Raw genomic sequence first — 21,037 nt, 5'->3', positions numbered from 1 at the left:
TCAGGTCAAAATAATGTCGTAGTGTTCCTGCACAAACAGGTTGTCTACTTGCAGGGTAATTGGCTTTCCCACAAATTCTTCCAGCATGCCAAGGTGCTGCGCTTCTTCTTCCAGAAACAGGTCGATCACGGCTGGGCTGGCCAGTATGCGAAATTCTTTGGGGTTGAACTGGCGGCTTTCCCGCACAATTTCCCGCATTATTTCATAGGCCACGGTTTGCGCAGTTTTAACCTGCCCCTTGCCCTGGCAGCTTGGGCAGGGTTCGCACAACAAATGGGCCAGGCTTTCGCGGGTGCGCTTGCGGGTCATTTCAACCAGGCCCAGCGCGGAAAAGTCGGTCACGCTGGTGCGTGCGCGATCGCGGTCCAACGCCTTTTGAAGTTCCGCCAGCACCGCTTTTTTGTGTTCCTCAGTGCCCATGTCGATGAAGTCGATCACGATAATGCCACCCAGGTTGCGCAAGCGCAGTTGGCGTGCAATGGCGTGCGCCGCTTCCAGGTTGGTTTTAAACACCGTTTCTTCAAAATTGCGGGCACCAATAAAACCGCCCGTGTTCACATCGATGGTGGTGAGCGCTTCAGTTTGGTCAATGATTACATAACCGCCCGACTTCAATTCCACCCGGCGACCCAAGGCTTTCTGCAACTCGTCTTCAATGTTGTACAGCTCGAAAAGAGGCCGCTCTCCTTGATGCAGTTGAAGGCGATCTTTGGTTTCCTGCGCATAGGTTTCAGCAAAGGTCAGCAGGTTTTTCAGGGTTTCTTTTGAATCAATCAGAATGGCCTGGGTGTCTGCACTAACCAAATCGCGCACCACGCGCTGCGCCATGGTCAGGTCTTCGTAAATCAGGCTGGGTGCGGGTTTGGTGCGAGTCAATTCCAGCATCTCGCGCCAGCGGGTTCGCAGGTAATTTACATCGGCGGTTAATTCCTCGTCGGTGGCTTCTTCGGCGTGGGTGCGAATAATAAAGCCACCCGTGTTCTCGGGCAGAAGGCGCGTTAGTTTTGCGCGCAGTTCTTCACGCTCGCCTTCATTCTCTATGCGCTGTGAAACACCAATGTGTGGGTCTTGCGGCAGGTGGACCAGCATGCGGCCAGCCAGGCTGATCTGCGTGGTGAGCCTTGCGCCTTTGGTGCCCAGCGGGTCTTTGCTCACCTGCACAATAATGGTTTGTCCTTCAAACACCATTTTTTCGATGGCGGGCGGCGGGTTTCCGTTTTGCTTCGATTGATGGTGGTTGTACGTGCGGTGTTCCCACAGGTCGGCCACATGCAGAAATGCGGCACGTTCCAGCCCGATATCGACAAACGCGGACTGCATGCCGGGCAGCACGCGCACCACTTTGCCCAGGTACACATTGCCCACAATGCCACGTGTGGATGTGCGTTCAATGTGAAGTTCTTGCACAGCACCGTGCTGAACAATGGCCACGCGCGTTTCCTGCGGTGTCACGTTCACCAGTATTTGTTCATTGATCATCTTTTGCTTCTTGGGTATTAATCGATTCTTTTTGCAGCTCAGTTTCTTTTTTGGGCCGCTGTTTGGAGTTGGCGTATCAATTCGCTGGTTTCAAACAGTGGTAAACCCATAATGCCAGAATGACTGCCGGAAATGTGACGAACGTATTGCCCTGCGATCCCCTGAATGCCGTAGGCACCCGCTTTGTCGAAGGGCTCGCCGCTGTCGATATAGGCATGGAGGAAGGTTTCAGGAAGCGTTGCAAATTCGACATGTGAGGTTTGCACCGTGTTTTGGGCGGCAGCAGTGATGTAGCCATTGTTGTTAAGCCAAGCGCCAGCTATTGCGGTATGCACCTCGTGGGTGGTGTTGGACAGGCTTTGCAGCATTTGAAAGGCCTGAGCTGCATGTTGCGGTTTGCCCAAAATATTGCCATTCAGTGCCACTGTGGTGTCAGCTGCCAGTACCAGCCCGCTTAATTGTTGCGTACGCATGGCTTCAAGCGCTGCATTCAGTTTCAGCTGGGTAACTCGCTGCACGTACAGCAAGGGGTCTTCGTGCTCAAAAGGCGCTTCAAGCGCTTCGGCCTCTGGGCTGCTCTGGGCCAGAAAAACCTGTACTTTTAATCCGAGTGTTTCAAGTAATTCAAGCCTGCGCGGGCTGCGCGAAGCAAGCCAAACCTGGGCAGGCAGGCCACTGTGCTCGGGGCGAACAGGTGTTTTCATGGTGGGGTTTATTCGCGGTGGTACGGATGCCCAATGGTAATGGAAAATGCGCGGTACAGCGCTTCCACCAACAGCACGCGCGCCAGTGCATGGGGCAAGGTAAGGTCGGAAAGCCGCCACATGCCTTGGCATTGTTGTTTCAGGAGGTCGTCCAGGCCATCGGCGCTGCCAATTAACAGGCACAGGGTTTCGCTGCTGTTGTGCCACTTCTGAAGTTGCTCGGCCAGGGCCTTGCTGGTGTGGCGTTCGCCCCTTTCGTCTAGTGCAACCACGCGTGCGCCGCTGGGTATGGCTGCACGAATGCGCTCGGCTTCTTTGGCGAGAATTTGGTCCACGGGTTTGCCCGCAGACCGGTCTTCAGGTTTCAGTTCTTTGATGGTCAGTTTCCAGTCGTTCGGGAAACGTTTCTGGAACTGATCAACCGCTTGTTGCGCCCAAGGCTCGATTTTGTGAGACAGGGCGATGACATGGATTTTCAAAGCGAAGAGAAAAACTTAGTTGTACTGGCTTGAATAGGCTTCGGCCTGTTGCGGGAAATAATCCACACCAGGCATGGGTTTGCTCAGGCTGTGCGGGTTCAATTTCACGCGCACGGGCTTGCCACCCCAAATTTCTTCCAGGTTGTAATACTCGCGAATGGCGGGCTGCATCAAATGCACCACCACGTCGCCCAAGTCGACCAGTACCCATTCGCCCGTGTCTTCTCCTTCGGTGCTGAATACTTCACCGCCAGCTTCTTTGGTTTTCTCGCGAACGTTGTTGGCCAAAGCGCGGGTTTGGCGGTTTGAAGAGGCTGAGGCAATGATGACTCGGTCAAAAACACCGGTAAGGTGGGTCGTGTCGAAGATGGCGATGTCTTGTGCCTTGATGTCTTCGAGGGCGTCAATCACGACGCGCTGCAGTTTACGCAATTCCATGCAATTCCAAAGGTTTGTTAATTGCCTGAATTCTAACAACTTTCAGGGCTGGGCGCGACCATAAACTGGGTGCTGTGTCAGGTGCTTGAACACGGCGGTAGGCAGGCAGGCCTCAAGTTTGAAGCGGGCGGTTTCCCGAACTTCGGCGTTGCCAGACTGTAACAGCTGGAATTGCCTTCGAATTTGGGTTGAGCTGATGTTCACGCTGGGCATGGGTATTCGAAACAGGCGATCTTGGAGCAAATGTCGTTTTAAAGCCTCGGGTACCTGAAAATCTCCCCACTGGGTGCGGTCCACCACGCCAATACGAGCGTAATCAAACAGGCTTTGCCAATGTTTCCAGCTGGTCAGGTTGGCCAATTGGTCAGCCCCAATCACAAAGGAAAGTTTGTGGTCGGGGTGCTGTTCGCTTAGCTTCTCAAGCGTAGCCACAGTGTAGGTGGGCCCAACATGTTCAATTTCAAAGGGCTCTACGCGCCAGGAGTGCACGCCGTCAATGGCGAGTTCAACGAGTTTTTTGCGAACATCGGCAGGTGCAAGCTCGGCATTCGGTTTTTGCCAAGGTTGGCCAGCTGGCATGAACCACACTTCATCGGCCATGCATTGAGCTTGGGCCGAACGTGCCATTTGCAGATGCCCCATGTGAATTGGGTTGAAAGTGCCGCCGATGATGCAGATTTGCCGTGTTGGCATGGAATTGGGTTTACTAGTGGGGGACGGTTAGAAGTCTAACTGACTACGTGCATTGCATGTGCACACTTAGTTGCACATTTCAGGGCGTGTTGCTGCCAACACCGCCAAAATCTTGTGGCGTTTAATCCACTGAATCAAGTTGCTGTGCGTCGTCATTGATTGGCACTTCCAGTTGATATTTCACCAAGGATATAGGCGAGCAAATCAATGCCGATATTCACTCTCGGTATTTACCCATAGAAATAGTGACCAAGTACCCTTTGTTGTCTGGATATCGGTTGTCTTCGTAGCAGGTAATCACCACCATAAGTTGATACAACTTCCCTGCGTTCCAGTGGGTACTTAGGGCCGCGCATTTTTTTAGCGCTTCATGCCAAACAGGAGTGTTGTCGTAAGCAGGAAACTCCTCAGGTTCATCCAGATCCCAGCCCGATTTTCTCCACTGATTTTGCAGATCCAAAACAATGTCCAAGGCTTCCTGAAGCGGCAGCGGTTCAACTTGGGGGGACATTCTTACCCCGTCAATATTTCCTTTGTCATCGAATCCAACAGTAAAGAATTTTGCAGGGGGCGTGATGAATCCATATTGGTGATCTGCAAAACGCATGTAAGACAACTGTTTGGGTTGGCGATACCAATGACGGCCCTCATAAACAGGACCAATCTCAGCAGTTGATCTGGCCTGCATGTCTTTCCAAGGCTCACCAATAACTAGGGCGATTTCCTTGGCTGGCGTAAGCAGTTCGGCTGCTTTGCAAGCGCCAATCACAAGCAGCGTTGCCACCAACACCGCTAGCATTTTGTGGTGTCGAATCCACTGAATCAGCTTGCTGTGTGTTGTCATCGAATGGCACTTCCATGTGAAATTTCGCCAATGCTTTGTTCAATCATGTGGCGGTTACCGCTTCTTAGCAGGTTGTGAAATTGCCGTGCCGCACGCAACACGAAGGGCATGCGTTCATCCAGGTTGGCAAGGTTTGCAAAAGCACTGGTGCTGAATTCAATGCTGCGGCCATCTTGCAAAGGGGCACATTGATTGGCCAGTGTCAGTTGAACGGGTTGTTCAAGCCCGGTTGAAATGTTGGTGACATAAGCCAGTGAACTAGCTGCCTGGTTGCTTTGCAACAACCCATGCATCAAAAAATCTTCATAAATGGCGGGTTGAAGAATATTCGCTTGTTCATGACGAGCCAACAGGTCAACACTTTTGAAAACATCCCCTGCTTCAATCGCTTCGAATGCGGGGATGATTTCATCAAATGGAAGACCAAACTTAACTTTGTTCGCGATTGGCCAAAGAATTGGAAACTTCGGGTTTTGATCAATCTTCTGGCGTGCGTTCATGCATTTTTTCATGTCCGCTATCCCCCGCTTTTTGTAAAACATGTGCAGCGGATAAATGTCCAGAAACAAGGCAGTGTTGCCCAAGGCCAGCGTGTCAAACACATATTGCATCGACACTTCTGCGCCTTCCATGCCGCCGCGTACACCGGCAGATCCAATTTTAGCGCCGGGCGGTATCCAGGGCTTTCGTTCAATATTCTCCAGTTCGCGCTGGGTGCGGTTGATCTGTTCCATGCCAGTGGCTGCGTGCAGCAGGCCGCAGCCCACTTGTTTGGAGGCAAACGCAGCAAGCCCAGCCCATTCAAAGCGGTTGTCGGTTTTCCACAGTGCGGCATAGGCGGTGTTGATTCGCCTGTTGCGGGCAATGGGGTCGGCAATCAACACGCCGCCTGGTGCAACTATGTGCTGGGCTTCGCGCTGGTAAATGCGCCACAGGCAGTCGCAGGTTAATACCTCTACCTCTGCAATCAGTTTTTCGGTGTGGTCGTAGCGGTCAGTGCTGTAACACTTGCATTTTTCCAGTGTACGGGTGCCTTTGTGCAGAACAAGCTCGTCACTGGGAAAATAGGGAAAGCAGTTGTTGGTCATGGTATGGCGTGAACAACCAATTCGGCTTGCACTGTTTTCTCGATCACCAGTTTGCGGGTTAGGCCCTCTGCGTTCGAATGGCCCGATTCTGCCGCGCCAGTGGACAAATTGATGGTGTAAGGCACACCAGCCACAGGTTCTCGCGTTTCATGGTGTCGAATCACGAATTGCACTTCTTTGTCCTCAGTTTGATTGCCCAAGGGGTTGTCGGGAATTCGCTGTTCGGCTACCCGGGCCATTGCACCCGTTGGCGAGGCATGGGTTGTGCTGGATTGGGATGCAATCAAGCTGGCACCACATGCGGTTTTCATGCCCTCAAAGGCCAGGGGTACGCCATTGCAGGTGTGGGTGGGGTTACCCTGCGCAATCGGGAACACTCCCTTGCACAAAGGGCAGGCCACCTTGTGGCCCATGGCGGCCACAGCCCGACCTTCGACGGTGTAAAAGGGAAAGCCTTCAAGCACAGTGCCGCCGTGGCTGGTGGTGTCGCCTTGGCGAATCATCAATGGCATGGTTTAACTCTTGTTCAGTCAACAACCGAGCAAGCTAACATGTGGCGTTTTGGATTGGAAAAAGCATCACCACAAGTGGTCAAAGAGGGTTGGGTCTGGGTTAACTCACCCAATTCTTGTCCACCAAAAACTCGGTGTAAAGCCGTGCTTCAGCGCTTCCCGCCTCGGGTTTCCAGTCGTAGCGCCATTTCACTTGTGGGGGCATGCTCATCAAGATGGATTCGGTGCGGCCACCGCTTTGCAAGCCAAAAAGAGTACCCCGGTCGAAGACCAAATTGAATTCCACATAGCGGCCACGGCGGTAAGCCTGGAAATCGCGCTCACGTTCGCCATAGGCCATGTTCATGCGACGCTCAACAATGGGCAGGTAGCCTTTCAAAAAGGCATCGCCTACGCTGCGGGTCATTGCGAAGCTTTGCTCGAAACCCAGCTCGGAAAAATCATCGAAGAACACGCCACCCACACCGCGGGGTTCTTTGCGGTGCTTCAGATAAAAATATTCGTCGCACCATTTCTTGAACTTGGCGTGGTAGTGCACACCGAAGGGATCCAGCGCATTTTTGCAGCTTTGGTGGAAATGCTTCGCGTCTTCTTCAAAGCCGTAATAGGGGGTCAAATCCATGCCACCACCAAACCACCACACTGATTCGCCTTCCACGGTGGTGGCTGCAAACAGGCGCACATTCATATGCACTGTGGGTACATAAGGGTTGCGGGGGTGAAATACCAGTGATACACCCATGGCTTCGAAACTGGCACCAGCAAGGCCTTGGCGGCTGGCGGTGGCTGAGCCGGGTAACTTGTCGCCCATCACATGGCTGAAATTGACACCGCCACGCTCCAGCAAGCTGCCTTCTTCCAGCACGCGGCTGCAACCGCCGCCTCCTTCTGCACGCTCCCAGGAATCGTTCAAAAAAGGTTTGCTTTCGAACTGACCAATGCCCTCAATGATGTTGCTTTGAAGCCCTTGAAGGTACTGCTTGACCTGGTTCAGTTCAGAAGGTGTCATGTTGGGTAAACCTTTTATTTTCTATTAATGGCGCGGTAGCCAATGTCGCTTCTGAATTGCATGCCATCAAAGCTGATGGTGTCGATCAATTCGTAGGCTTTGGCCTGTGCCTGGCGCACGGTGTCGCCCAAGGCGGTGGCGCACAGAACCCGGCCGCCCGCGGTGACAGCCTTGCCATTTTTTTCAACAGTTCCGGCATGAAATACAACCGCTTCGTCGCTGGCTTCGGCGCGCAGGGTAATTTCATCGCCCGTGCGCGGGGTTTGTGGGTAGTTGTGCGCGGCAATCACTACACCTAAAGCGGTGCGGCGGTCCCATTCTGCTTCAACCTTGTCCAGCGTGCCATCAATGGCGTGGTCCAACAAATTCACGAAGTCGCTTTTCAGGCGCATCATGATGGGCTGGGTTTCCGGGTCGCCCATGCGGCAGTTGAACTCCAGCACCTTGATGTCGCCCTTGTCGTCGATCATTAAGCCCGCATACAAAAAGCCGGTGTACACCAGGCCGTCTTTTTTCATGCCGGCAATCGTGGGGTAAATCACTTCGCGCATCACGCGGGCATGCATGGTGGGCGTAACAACCGGGGCAGGGCTATACGCACCCATGCCGCCTGTGTTGGGACCCTGGTCGCCGTCGAGAAGGCGTTTGTGGTCCTGGCTGCTGGCCATGGCCAGGGCGTTTACACCATCGACCATCACGATGAAACTGGCTTCCTCGCCTTCCAGAAATTCTTCAACCACCACACGCGAACCCGCGCTGCCCATGCTGTTACCTACCAACATGTCGTCAATGGCCTGGTGGGCTTCTTCCAGGCTCATGGCCACGACCACGCCCTTGCCAGCGGCCAGGCCGTCGGCCTTGATCACAATCGGCGCGCCTTTGGCATTTACGTAATCGTGTGCTTTGGCCGCATCGGTGAAGGTTTCGTATTCGGCGGTGGGGATTTTGTGCCGCTTCATGAAGGCCTTGGCGTAGTCCTTCGAGCTTTCCAGTTGGGCAGCCAGTTTGGCTGGGCCAAAAATACGCAGATCGCGCTGGCGGAACAGGTCAACCACCCCTGCAGCCAATGGGGCTTCCGGCCCAACCACAGTCAGGTGCACTTGTTCTTTGGCTGCAAAATCGGCCAGCTCGCTGAGGTCGGTGATGGGCACATTTTCCATTTTGGCTTCCAGGGCCGTACCGCCATTGCCAGGAGCAACAAATACCTTTGTTACGCCCGGGGTTTGGCAAATACGCCATGCCATGGCATGTTCGCGGCCGCCTGATCCAATCACCAAAATTTTCATGTTTGCAGTGCTCCGTACTTTTTATTCGTTGATGATCACGTTGGTGTAAACCTGCTGCACATCGTCTAGGTCTTCCAGCATGTCAATAATTTTTTGCATTCGAATGGCGTCGTCGCCTTCCAGTTCGGTCTCGCTGGCAGGTTTCATGGTCAGTTCCGCGTTTTCGAATTTCATGTTCGCAGCTTCAAAAGCTGTTTTCAGGGTATGAAATTCAGGTACAGGGCAGGTGACTTCGATTACACCGTCGTCAGATGTCAAAACATCTTCAGCCCCATTCTCCAGCGCCACTTCCATGATTGCATCTTCGCTGTGGCCTGGTGCAAAAATAAACTGACCACAATGCTTGAACATAAAAGAAACAGAACCGTCGGTGCCCAAATTGCCACCGTGCTTGGTCAGCGCATGGCGAACTTCAGCCACAGTGCGCACTTTGTTGTCTGTCATGCAGTCGATGATTACGGCTGCGCCGCCCACGCCATAGCCTTCGTATCGAATTTCTTCGTAATTCACACCTTCGGCTTCACCGGTGGCCTTGGCAATGGCGCGTTGCACGTTGTCTTTGGGCATGTTGGCCGCAGCGGCCTTTTCCATGGCCAAGCGCAAGCGTGGGTTCGTGGCCACATCGCCACCGCCCACTCGGGCCGCCACGCTGACTTCACGAATGATTTTCGTCCACACCTTGCCGCGTTTTTCATCCTGCCGGTTTTTGCGGTGCTGAATGTTGGCCCATTTACTGTGTCCTGCCATGGCTCACTTTCTGTTGTTGAATCAAAGAGGTGCGATTTTATCACCACCGGGCACTCGCCGTATTGCCCTGAAAGGATTCCACAGCGATAATCTGCGCGGGTATTGGACTTTTACATTGGTATACATTCAACAAGGAGGCAGCGTGAGTTTGCTCAAAGACTTCAAGGCGTTCGCAGTAAAAGGCAATGTGGTTGATTTGGCTGTGGCGGTGATCATTGGTGGCGCGTTCAGCGGCATCGTTAAAAGCCTGGTCGACGATGTGATCATGCCGATTGTGGGTCGTATTTTTGGCAGTCTCGATTTCTCCAATCTGTATTTGCCTTTGGCAGAGATTCCGGCTGGCGTGGCCCCCACGCTGGCCGCTGTCAAGGCCGCTGGCGTGCCTGTGTTGGCCTATGGCAGCTTTATCTCGGTCCTGATTAATTTCATTATTTTGGCTTTCATTATTTTCATGATGGTTCGTCAGGTCAGCAAATTGACCAAAGCCCTGATCAAGGAAGAGGAGGCCGCACCAGCTGCGCCAGCGCCCACTCCTGAAGATATTCTGTTGCTTCGTGAAATTCGTGATTCTTTGAAGAAGTAATTTAGACTGGCTTCTCCAGATCGGCGGTAGTACAATTGAAGGCTGAATCTGGAGAGTGGCTAGCGCGTATCTGTGCTGGTCCGCCGAAGGCGCAATCCCCATGAACGCTCAGGCTTCAGTACAGGTTCAAGAATTCAAATCTGGAGAGCGCTGTGCGCGGCCAATCGCTGCGTAAGTACAGCCGCCGAAGAGGCAAGCAACGCAACCCGTTGTGAATCTTTCAGGCAAACGGACAGAGAGGGGCTACAAGGCAAATTGTTTGCCGAAAGCCCTTTTTACTGTTTGTGGAGCCTTATCCTCATGAAAGCTATTGTTCTCGGTGCTGGTGTTACCGGCATTACTTCCGCCTGGTTTTTGAAAAAAGAAGGTTTTGATGTCACCGTGGTAGACCGTCAGCCTGCCGCAGGCATGGAAACTTCGTTTGCCAACGGTGGCCAAATTTCTGTGTCTCACGCTGAACCCTGGGCCAACCCCGGCGCACCCAAGAAAGTGCTGAAGTGGCTGATGAAAGAAGACGCGCCTTTGCTGTTCCGTTTGCGCGCCGATGCCCGCCAGTGGCGCTGGGGTATGCAGTTTTTGCGTGAATGCACCCCCGAGCGCACACGCCACAACATCATTCAAATGGTGAACCTGGGCACATTCAGCCGCAGCACCCTGCAAGAACTGCGTGCCGAGACCGGTATTCAGTACAACTGCCTCACCAAAGGCATTTTGCACTTCTACACCAACCAGCAAGAATTTGACGATGCACTGGAGCCCGCCGAGATCATGCGCGAGTTTGGTTGCGACCGAAAAGTAATCAGCGCCGAAGAAGCAGTTCGCCTTGAACCGGCCTTGGCCACTGTGAAAGACAAAATTGCCGGGGCCACCTACACCGAAGCAGATGAAAGCGGCGATGCGCATGTGTTTACACAAAACCTGTCGAAGCTGTGCGCGGAAAAAGGCGTTGAATTCAAGTACGACACCGCCATTCTGGGGCTGGATACCGAGGGTGGCCAGATTAGCGGTGTGCGTGTGCGTGGTGCGGATGGCCAGGTACAAGTGCTGAAAGCAGATAAATACCTATTGTGCATGGGCAGCTACAGCCCAATGCTGGTAAAAGACCTGGGCGTGGACCTGCTGATTTACCCAGCCAAGGGTTACTCTGCAACCTTGCAAATTGACGATGCCAGCAAGGCCCCACAAGTGAGCCTGACGGATGACGAGTACAAGCTGGTGTTCAGCCGCTTGGGTGACAAGCTGCGTATTGCAGGCACCGCTGAACTGAACGGTTACAGCACCAACCTGAACCACGTGCGTTGCCAGGCGATTACCCGCCGCGTCATGGAGCTGTTCCCCGGCATGGCCGACCCAGAGCAGGCTGTGTACTGGACTGGTTTGCGTCCTGCCACGCCGTCGAATGTGCCCTACATTGGCGTGTCCAAAATTTCGAACCTGTACCTGAACACAGGCCATGGCACTTTGGGTTGGACCCATTCTTGTGGTTCAGGCCGATCAATCGCGTCCATCATGAATGGCAAGCAGCCTGAACTGGATTTCGCATTTACTGGAATTTCTTCCAAGAAGGGCGAGGCTTTGGCCGTTGCCTAAGGCTTGTTTTTGCTAACATCAGCGCATTCGCCAACAGGATGTGCTGATGTCTGATTCTGCAAACAAAAATACCCATGCCGGGGCCGACAACGCCCCAGCCTCGAATTTCCTTCGCAACATCATTGATGCGGACTTGAAAAAGCCCGAGTATCAGGTGCGCCCGTGGGCCGGCAAACCCGGTGGGGCCGATGTGCACGACGGTGCGCCCGCTGATCCCGCGAATATTCGCCTGCGTTTTCCGCCCGAGCCGAATGGCTACTTGCATGTGGGCCATGCCAAGGCCATTTGTGTGAATTTCGGCTTGGCCAAAGAATACGGTGGCGCGTGCCACATGCGCTTTGATGACACCAACCCCGAGAAAGAAAGCGAGGAATTCGCGGATTCCATTCTGGATGCCGTACATTGGCTGGGTTTTCGCTGGGAAAATTTTGGTGACGACAACCTGTATTACGCCAGCGATTACTTCGACTTCATGTACCAAGCCGCGGAGTTTTTGATTCAGGCAGGTTTGGCTTACGTTGATGAGCAGAATGCCGACGACATGCGCGCCAATCGCGGCACCCTGACCCAAGCTGGCGTGGATTCTCCATTTCGCAATCGTCCAGCTGCCGAGAGCTTGGCGCGTTTTCGCGCCATGAGGGCAGGTGAGCTGCCGGATGGCGCTGCCGTGCTGCGAGCCAAAATCGACATGGCCAGCCCCAACATGAACATGCGCGACCCGGCCATTTACCGCATTCGCCGGGCATTTCACCACCGCACTGGCGATGACTGGTGCATTTACCCCATGTACACCTTCGCGCACCCAATCGAAGATGCGCTGGAACGCATAACCCATTCATTTTGTACGCTTGAATTCGAAGACCAGCGCCCGCTCTACGACTGGCTTCTGGACAATCTTGCTTCCGAACACAAAACGGCGGATGGCGGTGTGTTAAAGCCCCTTCTAAGCCACCCCTTGCCCAAGCAAATTGAGTTCGCCCGTCTGAACCTAAGCTATGTGGTGACCAGCAAGCGCAAATTGCAGCAACTGGTGACTGAAAATAAACTCAATGGGTGGGACGACCCCCGCATGCCGACCATTGTCGGTTTGCGCCGTCGCGGCTACACACCTGAGGCAATTCAGTTGTTTTGTGCCCGCATTGGCGTGTCCAAATCCGATTCCTGGATTGATTATTCGGTGCTGGAAGGCGCTTTACGTGACACGCTTGACCCGATTGCCCACCGTGCGGTGGCAGTGCTCGACCCAATTCCATTGATCCTGGACAACGTGGATGACGATTGGGCCGACATGTGCACCGCGCCGGTTCATCCGCACCACCCGCACTGGGGTATGCGCCAGTTCACCATCGGCAAACGCCTGTGGATTGAAGCGGAAGATTTTCAGGAAAACCCGGAGAAAAAGTTTTTCCGCCTGTTCCCTGGAAACAAAGTACGCCTGCGCTACGGCTATGTGATTGAATGCACGGGCTGCGATAAAGATGAAAACGGCAAGGTAATCGCCGTGCACGCCCAGGTGTTTCTGGACAGTAAATCGGGCACGCCAGGTGCCGACAACTACAAGGTGAAAGGCAATATTCACTGGGTGGATGCAGAGGATTGCTTGCCTGCCACTGTGCGCCTTTATGATCGCCTGTTTACCGAAGAGCACCCCGACTCTGGTGGCAAAAACTTCATGGACAGCCTGAACCCCAATTCACTGACCGAAGTGAAGGCTTATCTGGAGGCAGGGCTGAAGGATGCCTGGTCTGGTACGGTGTACCAGTTTGAGCGCCATGGCTATTTTGTGCCTGATTTGAAGGACCATACTCTGGAAAACCCGGTGTTCAATCGGGCCACCACGCTGAAAGACGGTTGGGGTAAATAGCCAATTCATCGGGTACACTAGCCCTCGGACTAGGTATTCAGAATATGGCAACGAACCCAAACTACAATATTCGAGGTGCGCTGCTGACCATCCTGAACGGGATGGGTCCAGACACCGAGCATGAGGCGGACATTGCCCACCTGTGCCACCTCATGGAATGGTTTCGAGAAGGGGCCCCAGGCTCCGACTTTGAAATCGAGCGGCGATTTTCCATGCTAGTGGAAGCGCTTGAACAGTCCAACGACCTGCGTGTGCAGGTCAAGGGCTATCTTGAACAATTCCTGAAAGAGTCACGTTACCGATATACCTTTGCCGAGCTTGGCATTCTGGGTAACGAAACATTTGGTCAGGCCATGAAAAACCGGATTTTTCAGCGCCTCTTGCCCGCCACGGTGGAAGACAAAACCGTGCGTGAATCGCTCAGCCTGATGTTCACCAAACCAGATGATCATGAATGGCTTGAATCAATCAGTGTGGCCAGCTGGACCCGCCTGTTTCATGTGCTGGAATGGCTAGACCCTGCCATGCCTTTGTGGAAGCGCATTCAGCACGAAATGCTTGAGGCCATGGAAATGCTGGCGGTAAGAATTGCGGCCCTTGGTATTGATTCGGAAGTGGTTCGATGCCTGGGTATTTCAGAGAGGCACACTTCCCCCTTTGTTGAGCAGCACTTGGAGTTGCGCAACATGATTGGGCAAGCCCATGAAAAGCTTAGCAACATGGAGCCACTGCACGATTTGGGCGACCACCTAGATGTGTTGCTGGACCAGTGTCAGAGCCAAATCAAGAAAGCCTATGCGCAGGCACGCGTGCAAGGTATTTCGGTCACCTTGAGTATGCAGCTGATTCGGTTGGAACAATCGATCAACCGCATGCGGCGATTGTTGCAACTGTTGGGTGCCTTGCCCACTGACAATCGGGTGGGTACCTGCGTACAGTTTTTCTGCACATTGACCAAAGAGGAAAACCGCAAGCATTCCATTACCGATTTGTGGCGTGGCTTGACTGACAAGCTGGCTTTGCGGATTACTGAACATGCCAGCCAGTCGGGTGAGAAGTACGCCACAGAAACCCGCGCCGAGTATTGGAAAATGGCCAAGGCGGCCATGGGCGCGGGCGTTATTATCGCGCTTCTTTCTTTGTTCAAAGCCAGCATTTCAAGTTGGCATTTGCCCCCATTTTGGGAGGCCGTATTTTTCAGCCTGAATTACGGCATTGGCTTTGTGATCATTCACTTGTTGGGTTTCACCATTGCCACCAAGCAGCCAGCCATGACCGCAGCGCGAATCGCAGCGGCCATTGATGCTGCAAACGGGCGCTTAAGCTCGGCCGACCGGGTGGCTGATTTGATTACCCAGGTTGCACGCACCCAATTCATCTCGATTTGGGGCAATGTGTTGCCAGCATTTGCCACTGCCACAGTGGTGGCTGTGGGGCTTACGTTCTTGCTCGGAGAGTCTCCTGTGGCAATCGAGAAGGGCGAAAAAATGTTGCTGGAGCTCAATCCCTTGTTGTCTGCAGCTTTGCCCCATGCGGCAATCGCCGGAGTTTTTCTGTTTTTGGCGGGTGTTATTGCGGGTTACTACGATAACTTGTCGATTTACCACCGCATTCCAGACAGAATTCGGAAGGTGCTTTGGTTGCGCAAGCGCTTGGGTGTGGTGCGTGCCAACAAACTGGCCGATTATTTGAGCAAAAACACAGGGGCCCTGGCGGGTAACTTTTTCTTTGGTTGCATGTTGGGTTCAGCGGGTTTTATTGGGCTCATTCTTGGTTTGCCAATCGACATTCGGCACATTACCTTTGCCGCAGCAAACATGGCTTACGGAATTCAGGCCCATGAATTCATGTTGAGCGGGCTTGAGGTGGCGATTGCCGCCGTGGGAGTGTTCCTGATCGGTATGGTGAACTTGGGCGTCAGCTTTAGCCTGGCGTTTTTTACCGCCTTACGTGCACGTGGTGTTCGAAGATTGGAAAGCCTGTCTTTGGCGGGGCGTATTTTCAAGCGGTTTTTCAAGAGTCCTGGCGAGTTTTTCTATCCACCCAAAGAAGCGGGCGCAGCGGTCAGCAATGCCGTGAGCCCAGCCAAAACCGAGTCGAAGTAGCGATTAATCAAGCCTGCAAGCGAACTTATTCTTGTGGGCGGTTGAACCCTTTCTTCCACTGCACATCGCGAACGCCTTTCTTGTGGTGAATCCAGCGGGAAGCCACAAACAGGAAATCGGAAAGACGGTTCATATACAAAAGCAAGTCTTCTGGCAGTTTTTGCTGCTGGTTCAAATCCACCAGCACCCGCTCCGCCCTGCGGCAAACAGTGCGCGCAATGTGGGTGTAAGCAGAGGCTTTACTGCCGCCAGGCAAAATAAATTCTTCCAGACGTGGCAGGGGTTCATTGAATTCCTTGATCAAGTCTTCCAGCCGCGCCACCGCTTGGGGTGGAAACACATCAAAACCCGGCATGCACAGGGCTGCGCCCAGATCAAACAGGTCGTGCTGAATGCGGGTGAGTTCGGTGGCGAGGCGCTCAGGCAACGCTTCAGTCAATATCAGGCCGATGTGGCTGTTCAACTCATCGACATCGCCCATGGCATGAACACGAAGATCGTTTTTCGCCAAACGGCTGCCATCAGCCAAGCCAGTGGTGCCATCGTCGCCAGTGCGGGTGGTGATTGAACTGAGTCTGTTGCCCATTGAATTGCGTGATCCGAGAAAGTTGAACAAAAAGAGCGCCTTGTGCAAACCGCGTATTGAGGTAGCGCGCAGGCGGGCCTATACTTTGAGCTTATTGAAGTTTAACGCAGGGGTCCTGGCAAATTGTTGCCGGGTGAGAAAAACCCTCACACCTGTGCAGATAATGCTGTTTGCAGGAAGCGTTTCACTGGCTTTGCTCCTTGGGCTTGGCTGGGTGGAATGTTCATGCACCCGGCACAACACGATTCACGCCCAACAGGAGTACACATGAGCGCCAATCCCGATTTCCTCGCAGCCACCGCGAAGGTGGATGAAGCTGCAGTTAAGCCGCTTCCCAATTCCCGCAAGGTCTATGTGCAGGGCTCACGGCCCGACATTCAGGTGCCGATGCGTGAAATTTCGCAAGACGACACACCCACTTCATTCGGTGGCGAGAAAAACCCGCCGATTTATGTGTACGACTGCTCTGGCATTTACACAGACCCCACTGCAAAAATCGACATTCGTTCAGGCTTGCCTGCCATTCGCAATGCCTGGATTGAAGAACGCAATGACACCGAGCTGCTGAGTGGCCCCAGTTCCGAATACGGCATTGAGCGCTTGAATGACCCGAAGCTGACAGAACTGCGTTTCAACTTGCAGCGTAAACCGCGCAAGGCGAAGGCCGGCAAAAACGTGACGCAAATGCATTACGCACGCCAGGGTATTGTTACGCCAGAAATGGAGTATGTGGCCATTCGCGAAAACCTGCGCCGCCAGGAATACATTGAAAGCCTGAAAAATGCAGGTGGAAAAATTGGGGCCAAAATGGTGGATTTGCTGACCCGTCAGCACCCAGGCCAGTCTTTCGGGGCGTCCATTCCCGAGCAAATTACACCAGAGTTTGTGCGGGATGAAATTGCCCGTGGTCGGGCCATCATTCCCGCCAACATCAACCACCCTGAAATTGAACCGATGATCATTGGTCGCAATTTTCTGGTGAAAATCAACGCCAACATCGGCAACTCGGCTGTGTCATCTTCAATCGGTGAAGAAGTCGAGAAAATGACCTGGGCCATTCGTTGGGGTGGCGACACGGTGATGGACTTGTCCACCGGCAAGCACATTCATGAAACCCGCGAATGGATTTTGCGAAACAGCCCTGTACCCATTGGTACAGTGCCTATTTACCAGGCCCTGGAAAAGGTCAATGGCAAGGCTGAAGACCTGACCTGGGAAATTTTCCGCGACACGCTGATTGAGCAAGCTGAGCAGGGCGTGGACTACTTCACCATTCATGCCGGTGTGCGCCTGGCTTATGTGCCACTTACCGCAAGCCGCATGACAGGTATTGTGTCTCGTGGTGGTTCAATCATGGCGAAGTGGTGCCTGGCCCACCACAAAGAAAGCTTTTTGTATGAGCATTTCGAAGACATTTGCGAAATCATGAAGGCTTACGACGTCAGCTTCTCGCTGGGCGATGGCTTGCGCCCCGGTTCGGTTTGGGATGCCAATGATGAGGCGCAGCTGAGCGAACTTCGCACCTTGGGCGAACTGACCCAGATTGCCTGGAAGCACGATGTGCAGGTAATGATCGAGGGCCCGGGCCATGTGCCGATGCAATTGATTAAAGAGAACATGGACATTCAGTTGAAGGAATGTCATGAGGCGCCTTTTTATACCCTTGGCCCACTGACCACTGACATTGCCCCTGGTTACGACCACATTACCAGTGGCATTGGTGCTGCACAAATTGGATGGTACGGCTGTGCCATGCTTTGTTATGTAACCCCAAAAGAACATTTGGGCTTACCGAACAAAAAAGACGTGAAAGACGGCATCATCACCTACAAAATTGCAGCCCACGCCGCCGATTTGGCCAAAGGGCACCCTGGCGCTCAAATTCGCGACAATGCCTTATCCAAGGCCCGTTTCGAGTTCCGGTGGGAAGATCAGTTTAATTTGGGGCTTGACCCCGACACGGCCCGTGAATTCCACGACGAAACCCTGCCCAAGCAAAGCATGAAAGTGGCTCACTTCTGCTCAATGTGTGGTCCGCACTTCTGCTCCATGAAAATTACTCAGGATGTGCGTGAATACGCAGAAAAGCTGGGTGTTTCTGAAAAAGATGCCTTGAGCAAGGGAATGGAAGAAAAATCCATCGAGTTCATCAAGAAAGGGTCTGAGATTTACCACAAGACCTGATTTTTAAAAGAAAAATTGACACCGCCCCTTCGTCTTTGTACGATTAGGCGGTGTTTTTTTCTGATAGGAGTGCTCGGGCCTTTCCCGACCGTATATGGATAGTTCCAGTTGTCGAAGTTGCTCAAACTTCACCGCGCCGTCATTGGCAACCCCCTTCAAAGCGCTCGTGGCGCGTCGTTTTTCCAAGTCCTTCCTGCTTGACAATGCTCTTTTAAGCCTTGCGCTTGACACCCTTGTTTCGCCCTTGAAAAGAGGAGGGCTGACGTGGAAGTGCTGATTCTGATTGGTCTTATTGTGACCAATGGCTTGTTTGCCATGTCTGAAATTGCCCTGGTTACCGCCAGAAAGGCGCGTTTAGTAAAGTTGGCCGCAGAAGGCGACAAATCCGCTGCGGTTGCCCTCAAGTTGTCTGAAGATCCCACCAAGTTTTTGTCAACAGTACAAATTGGCATTACATCGATTGGTGTGTTGAGCGGTATTGTGGGTGAGGCGGTATTGGCCAAGCCACTGGCGCTTTGGTTGCAAACCTTCGGCCTGGAAGTGGCAATGACAGACATTGTGTCCACAGCCATTGTGGTTGTTGGTGTTACCTATGTGTCAATTGTGGTCGGTGAACTGGTACCCAAGCGTTTGGGGCAAATCAGCCCGGAGGTTATCGCCCGCTTGGTGGCAAGGCCCATGCAAATTCTCGCAATTGCCACGCGCCCGTTCGTCATGTTCTTGTCCTTTTCCACACGTGGTTTGTTGCGCATCATGGGTGTGAAAGAAAACACCGACAACGGTGTGACCGAGGAAGAAATTCACGCCATGTTGGACGAGGGTTCGGTATCGGGCGTGATTGAAAGCAGCGAGCACACCATGCTGCGCAATGTGTTCCGCTTGGACGATCGTCAGCTGGGTTCACTCATGATTCCCCGTTCCGATGTGTTGTATCTCGATATTCGACTGCCTCAGGAAGAAAACCTGAAGCGTGTGATTGAATCGGAATATTCACGCTTTCCGGTGGTCGATGGCAACCTTGACAACTTGATCGGTGTAATTCATGCCAAGCAGGCTTTGGCCTATGCCGCACAGGGCAAGATGCCCGACTTTTCAACCAACTTGCAGCAGTGTGTGTTTGTGCCGGAAACCCTGACGGGCATGGAGCTGTTAACCCAGTTCCGCAGCAACAACATGGACATTGCCTTTGTGATCGACGAGTATGGCGAACTTGAAGGCATTGTGACTCTGCACGATTTAATGGAAGCTTTGACTGGTGAATTCACCCCGCACAACAAGGAAGATTCCTGGGCGGTGCAGCGTGAAGATGGTTCGTGGTTGCTGGATGGTGCCATTGCCATTCTGGAACTGAAAGACACTTTGAATATCAAGAGTGTGCCGGAAGAAGAAAAAGGCCGTTACCACACCCTGAGTGGCATGGTGATGTTGTTGACTGGACGCCTGCCAGCCACCGGGGATATGGTGGATTGGGAGGGTTGGCGATTTGAAGTGGTGGATATGGACCAAAAGCGAATTGACAAAATCCTGGCCTCGCCGATCAAGGAAGATGGTGCTCAGTCGGATGAGTCTGCTTAAGACCCTATAAACCGGTAAAAAAAGCCCATTAAAAAAAGCCTCAAGGAAACTTGAGGCTTTTTTGTTGGTGCGTTGCGTGTTGCTTACTCCGCAACCGTTGTTACCCAGTTGCTTATCGAATCTGTGGGCGACTGCCCCACAGCAGTTTTTCCTGCATTTCACGGGTGGTGTTGCTTGTCGATTCCTGCGGTGCGGTTTGCGAGTTGCTGCCACTGCCAAACAAGCCTTTCAACTCAGTTACCTCGCTTTGTGGTGACGCGGTGGCGGCGTTCTCAATGCTTGCTTCGCGAATGATTTCTCCAGTGTAGGGGTCGATCACAATGCTGGAGTCTTGCCCTGCCGAGGTTGAAGCGGGTGGAGGGGTTAGCACGATGGAATTGTTGCTGCGCTGTTTGGCTGGCGTATTCATGGCGGCTTGATTGCTGCGCAATTCGCCGGGTTTGGTAGTGCTTAATCTTGCACAGCTTTGTGCTGACAAATTGTTCATCTCGGTCAGCATATTAAACACTGCATGTTCAATCACCATGCGAACACCTTTTTGAATTGGCTCTTGCGTTCGTTCAGCGGCATTCACATCGACCAGGCCATCGCTGAACAGGCGGAAGTAACCACCATTCAATTCAGTACCAATAATCTGTTTTTGAAGGCTTTGTATGTTCACCACTTCAAGTGTTTTGGTGTTCACTACACGCAGATCAACTGCCACGTTCATGACAAAGTAGCGGGCTGCCGCGCCGATGAAGCGAATGGATGACTCCAGGCTGCCACTGCGAATGTTGTAGTTCACCTCGGTGATGCCACCCACGATGTGATAGTCAGAGCCTGGCAGCGAACCTGAAAAAATTTGTCGATGCGCTTTGCTGTCCGGGTTGTCGGTGATCAACTTGTTGTCGGAGTACTTCAATTCCATGTCGGCAATCGAGGTGTCGAACCGCTCAACCATAGGCACCCCGGTTTTTGCCAAAGCAGAAATGACCATCAAGGCTGCACCTTGGGTGATTCGTTTTCCGTTGACCAGATCTTCTTTTCCCGTGAAATCACTGACCCGCCCGACTGCAAACCGTTTTGCATTGGGACCTCGGCCGCCTACCATGGGTTTCAGGCACTCCAGTGCCGGGCTGTAGCGGGTTGTATTTTCTACCACGCTTGCTCCGTCGAAGGGGCTGACGTACTCCGCTTCACTGAAGGAGGGTAGCGTTGTACATGCACTGGCCGATGCGGCAAGCATCGAAATGAATGCAAATTTTGGAAGCGGATAGCGGGACATAATG

At 53.1% G+C, this 21,037-nt stretch carries 19 protein-coding genes and 1 riboswitch; of the genes, 6 read left to right on the top strand and 13 right to left on the bottom strand.

What is annotated here, in order from left to right:
- The 11 genes from rng to PY990_RS01795 form a co-directional block, all read right to left on the bottom strand.
- Positions 1–1,476: a ribonuclease G gene (rng, locus tag PY990_RS01845; RefSeq protein WP_275270289.1), complete on the bottom strand. Its 1,476-nt coding sequence runs from the start codon at positions 1,474–1,476 to the stop codon at positions 1–3.
- Between the two features lie 41 nt (positions 1,477–1,517).
- Entirely contained in the window at positions 1,518–2,183 is a 666-nt protein-coding gene (locus tag PY990_RS01840; RefSeq protein ID WP_275270157.1) for a Maf family protein, read from the bottom strand.
- A gap of 8 nt (positions 2,184–2,191) precedes the next feature.
- On the bottom strand, positions 2,192–2,662 hold the full coding sequence (rlmH, locus tag PY990_RS01835; protein WP_275270156.1) for a 23S rRNA (pseudouridine(1915)-N(3))-methyltransferase RlmH: 471 nt from the start codon (positions 2,660–2,662) through the stop codon (positions 2,192–2,194).
- A gap of 15 nt (positions 2,663–2,677) precedes the next feature.
- Positions 2,678–3,100 (bottom strand): ribosome silencing factor, encoded by a 423-nt coding sequence (rsfS, locus tag PY990_RS01830; RefSeq protein ID WP_008249689.1) that lies wholly within the window; start codon positions 3,098–3,100, stop codon positions 2,678–2,680.
- A 42-nt stretch (positions 3,101–3,142) separates the two neighbouring features.
- Positions 3,143–3,793: a nicotinate-nucleotide adenylyltransferase gene (gene nadD, locus PY990_RS01825; RefSeq protein WP_275270155.1), complete on the bottom strand. Its 651-nt coding sequence runs from the start codon at positions 3,791–3,793 to the stop codon at positions 3,143–3,145.
- 217 nt (positions 3,794–4,010) lie between these two features.
- Positions 4,011–4,637 (bottom strand): hypothetical protein, encoded by a 627-nt coding sequence (locus tag PY990_RS01820; RefSeq protein WP_275270154.1) that lies wholly within the window; start codon positions 4,635–4,637, stop codon positions 4,011–4,013.
- Positions 4,634–5,725, bottom strand: coding sequence for a DUF2515 family protein (locus PY990_RS01815; protein ID WP_275270153.1), 1,092 nt, complete (start codon positions 5,723–5,725; stop codon positions 4,634–4,636). Before PY990_RS01815 ends, PY990_RS01820 begins: the two co-directional genes overlap by 4 nt.
- Complete coding sequence (locus PY990_RS01810; protein ID WP_275270152.1) at positions 5,722–6,237, bottom strand: PAAR domain-containing protein; 516 nt, start codon at positions 6,235–6,237, stop codon at positions 5,722–5,724. The genes PY990_RS01815 and PY990_RS01810 overlap by 4 nt, the downstream gene beginning before the upstream one ends.
- Positions 6,238–6,337: 100 nt before the next feature.
- Positions 6,338–7,246, bottom strand: a complete 909-nt coding sequence (gene hemF, locus PY990_RS01805; protein WP_275270151.1) for an oxygen-dependent coproporphyrinogen oxidase — start codon at positions 7,244–7,246, stop codon at positions 6,338–6,340.
- Between the two features lie 14 nt (positions 7,247–7,260).
- A complete protein-coding gene (gene purD, locus PY990_RS01800; protein ID WP_275270150.1) occupies positions 7,261–8,532 on the bottom strand; it encodes a phosphoribosylamine--glycine ligase in 1,272 nt (423 codons plus the stop codon).
- A 21-nt stretch (positions 8,533–8,553) separates the two neighbouring features.
- Complete coding sequence (locus PY990_RS01795) at positions 8,554–9,279, bottom strand: YebC/PmpR family DNA-binding transcriptional regulator (protein WP_275270149.1); 726 nt, start codon at positions 9,277–9,279, stop codon at positions 8,554–8,556.
- A 142-nt stretch (positions 9,280–9,421) separates the two neighbouring features.
- Here PY990_RS01795 and mscL point away from each other — a divergent pair, with 142 nt between their 5' ends.
- The 4 genes from mscL (at position 9,422) to PY990_RS01775 (ending at position 15,421) form a co-directional block, all read left to right on the top strand.
- Positions 9,422–9,862 (top strand): large conductance mechanosensitive channel protein MscL, encoded by a 441-nt coding sequence (mscL, locus tag PY990_RS01790; RefSeq protein WP_105029795.1) that lies wholly within the window; start codon positions 9,422–9,424, stop codon positions 9,860–9,862.
- A gap of 130 nt (positions 9,863–9,992) precedes the next feature.
- Positions 9,993–10,108: riboswitch (glycine riboswitch) on the top strand.
- Between the two features lie 54 nt (positions 10,109–10,162).
- Positions 10,163–11,452, top strand: a complete 1,290-nt coding sequence (locus PY990_RS01785) for a D-amino acid dehydrogenase (protein ID WP_275270147.1) — start codon at positions 10,163–10,165, stop codon at positions 11,450–11,452.
- A 46-nt stretch (positions 11,453–11,498) separates the two neighbouring features.
- Positions 11,499–13,316, top strand: coding sequence for a glutamine--tRNA ligase/YqeY domain fusion protein (locus tag PY990_RS01780; protein WP_275270146.1), 1,818 nt, complete (start codon positions 11,499–11,501; stop codon positions 13,314–13,316).
- 44 nt (positions 13,317–13,360) lie between these two features.
- Positions 13,361–15,421: a site-specific recombinase gene (locus PY990_RS01775; protein ID WP_275270145.1), complete on the top strand. Its 2,061-nt coding sequence runs from the start codon at positions 13,361–13,363 to the stop codon at positions 15,419–15,421.
- A 25-nt stretch (positions 15,422–15,446) separates the two neighbouring features.
- On the opposite strand, the gene PY990_RS01770 is transcribed toward PY990_RS01775, so the two are convergent.
- Positions 15,447–16,007, bottom strand: a complete 561-nt coding sequence (locus PY990_RS01770; protein WP_105028216.1) for a cob(I)yrinic acid a,c-diamide adenosyltransferase — start codon at positions 16,005–16,007, stop codon at positions 15,447–15,449.
- A gap of 267 nt (positions 16,008–16,274) precedes the next feature.
- Between PY990_RS01770 and thiC the strand changes: the two genes are divergently transcribed.
- Positions 16,275–18,191 carry a phosphomethylpyrimidine synthase ThiC gene (gene thiC / locus PY990_RS01765; protein WP_105028217.1) on the top strand — a complete coding sequence of 639 codons (1,917 nt, stop codon included), beginning with the start codon at positions 16,275–16,277 and terminating at the stop codon, positions 18,189–18,191.
- A 264-nt stretch (positions 18,192–18,455) separates the two neighbouring features.
- On the top strand, positions 18,456–19,766 hold the full coding sequence (locus tag PY990_RS01760) for a hemolysin family protein (RefSeq protein WP_275270144.1): 1,311 nt from the start codon (positions 18,456–18,458) through the stop codon (positions 19,764–19,766).
- 112 nt (positions 19,767–19,878) lie between these two features.
- On the opposite strand, the gene PY990_RS01755 is transcribed toward PY990_RS01760, so the two are convergent.
- Entirely contained in the window at positions 19,879–20,994 is a 1,116-nt protein-coding gene (locus tag PY990_RS01755) for a CsgG/HfaB family protein (protein ID WP_275270143.1), read from the bottom strand.
- Positions 20,995–21,037 lie beyond the last annotated feature (43 nt).

This window comes from Limnobacter olei (genome assembly GCF_029087225.1).
In the GTDB taxonomy this organism is placed as follows: Bacteria; Pseudomonadota; Gammaproteobacteria; order Burkholderiales; family Burkholderiaceae_B; genus Limnobacter; species Limnobacter olei.
Note: the sequence above shows the minus strand (reverse complement) of the source record. Positions and strands in the feature narration are given on the sequence as shown.

Excerpts from the sequence above, each read along its gene's own strand:
- nadD (WP_275270155.1), bottom strand. The coding sequence starts at position 3,793 with ATGCCAACACGGCAAATCTGCATCATCGGCGGCACTTTCAACCCAATT.
- PY990_RS01815 (WP_275270153.1), bottom strand. The coding sequence starts at position 5,725 with ATGACCAACAACTGCTTTCCCTATTTTCCCAGTGACGAGCTTGTTCTG.
- PY990_RS01785 (WP_275270147.1), top strand. The coding sequence starts at position 10,163 with ATGAAAGCTATTGTTCTCGGTGCTGGTGTTACCGGCATTACTTCCGCC.
- PY990_RS01840 (WP_275270157.1), bottom strand. The coding sequence starts at position 2,183 with ATGAAAACACCTGTTCGCCCCGAGCACAGTGGCCTGCCTGCCCAGGTT.
- thiC (WP_105028217.1), top strand. The coding sequence starts at position 16,275 with ATGAGCGCCAATCCCGATTTCCTCGCAGCCACCGCGAAGGTGGATGAA.
- PY990_RS01755 (WP_275270143.1), bottom strand. The coding sequence starts at position 20,994 with ATGCTTGCCGCATCGGCCAGTGCATGTACAACGCTACCCTCCTTCAGT.
- PY990_RS01780 (WP_275270146.1), top strand. The coding sequence starts at position 11,499 with ATGTCTGATTCTGCAAACAAAAATACCCATGCCGGGGCCGACAACGCC.
- PY990_RS01795 (WP_275270149.1), bottom strand. The coding sequence starts at position 9,279 with ATGGCAGGACACAGTAAATGGGCCAACATTCAGCACCGCAAAAACCGG.
- rsfS (WP_008249689.1), bottom strand. The coding sequence starts at position 3,100 with ATGGAATTGCGTAAACTGCAGCGCGTCGTGATTGACGCCCTCGAAGAC.
- PY990_RS01775 (WP_275270145.1), top strand. The coding sequence starts at position 13,361 with ATGGCAACGAACCCAAACTACAATATTCGAGGTGCGCTGCTGACCATC.
- PY990_RS01820 (WP_275270154.1), bottom strand. The coding sequence starts at position 4,637 with ATGACAACACACAGCAAGCTGATTCAGTGGATTCGACACCACAAAATG.
- PY990_RS01810 (WP_275270152.1), bottom strand. The coding sequence starts at position 6,237 with ATGCCATTGATGATTCGCCAAGGCGACACCACCAGCCACGGCGGCACT.
- hemF (WP_275270151.1), bottom strand. The coding sequence starts at position 7,246 with ATGACACCTTCTGAACTGAACCAGGTCAAGCAGTACCTTCAAGGGCTT.
- purD (WP_275270150.1), bottom strand. The coding sequence starts at position 8,532 with ATGAAAATTTTGGTGATTGGATCAGGCGGCCGCGAACATGCCATGGCA.
- PY990_RS01770 (WP_105028216.1), bottom strand. The coding sequence starts at position 16,007 with ATGGGCAACAGACTCAGTTCAATCACCACCCGCACTGGCGACGATGGC.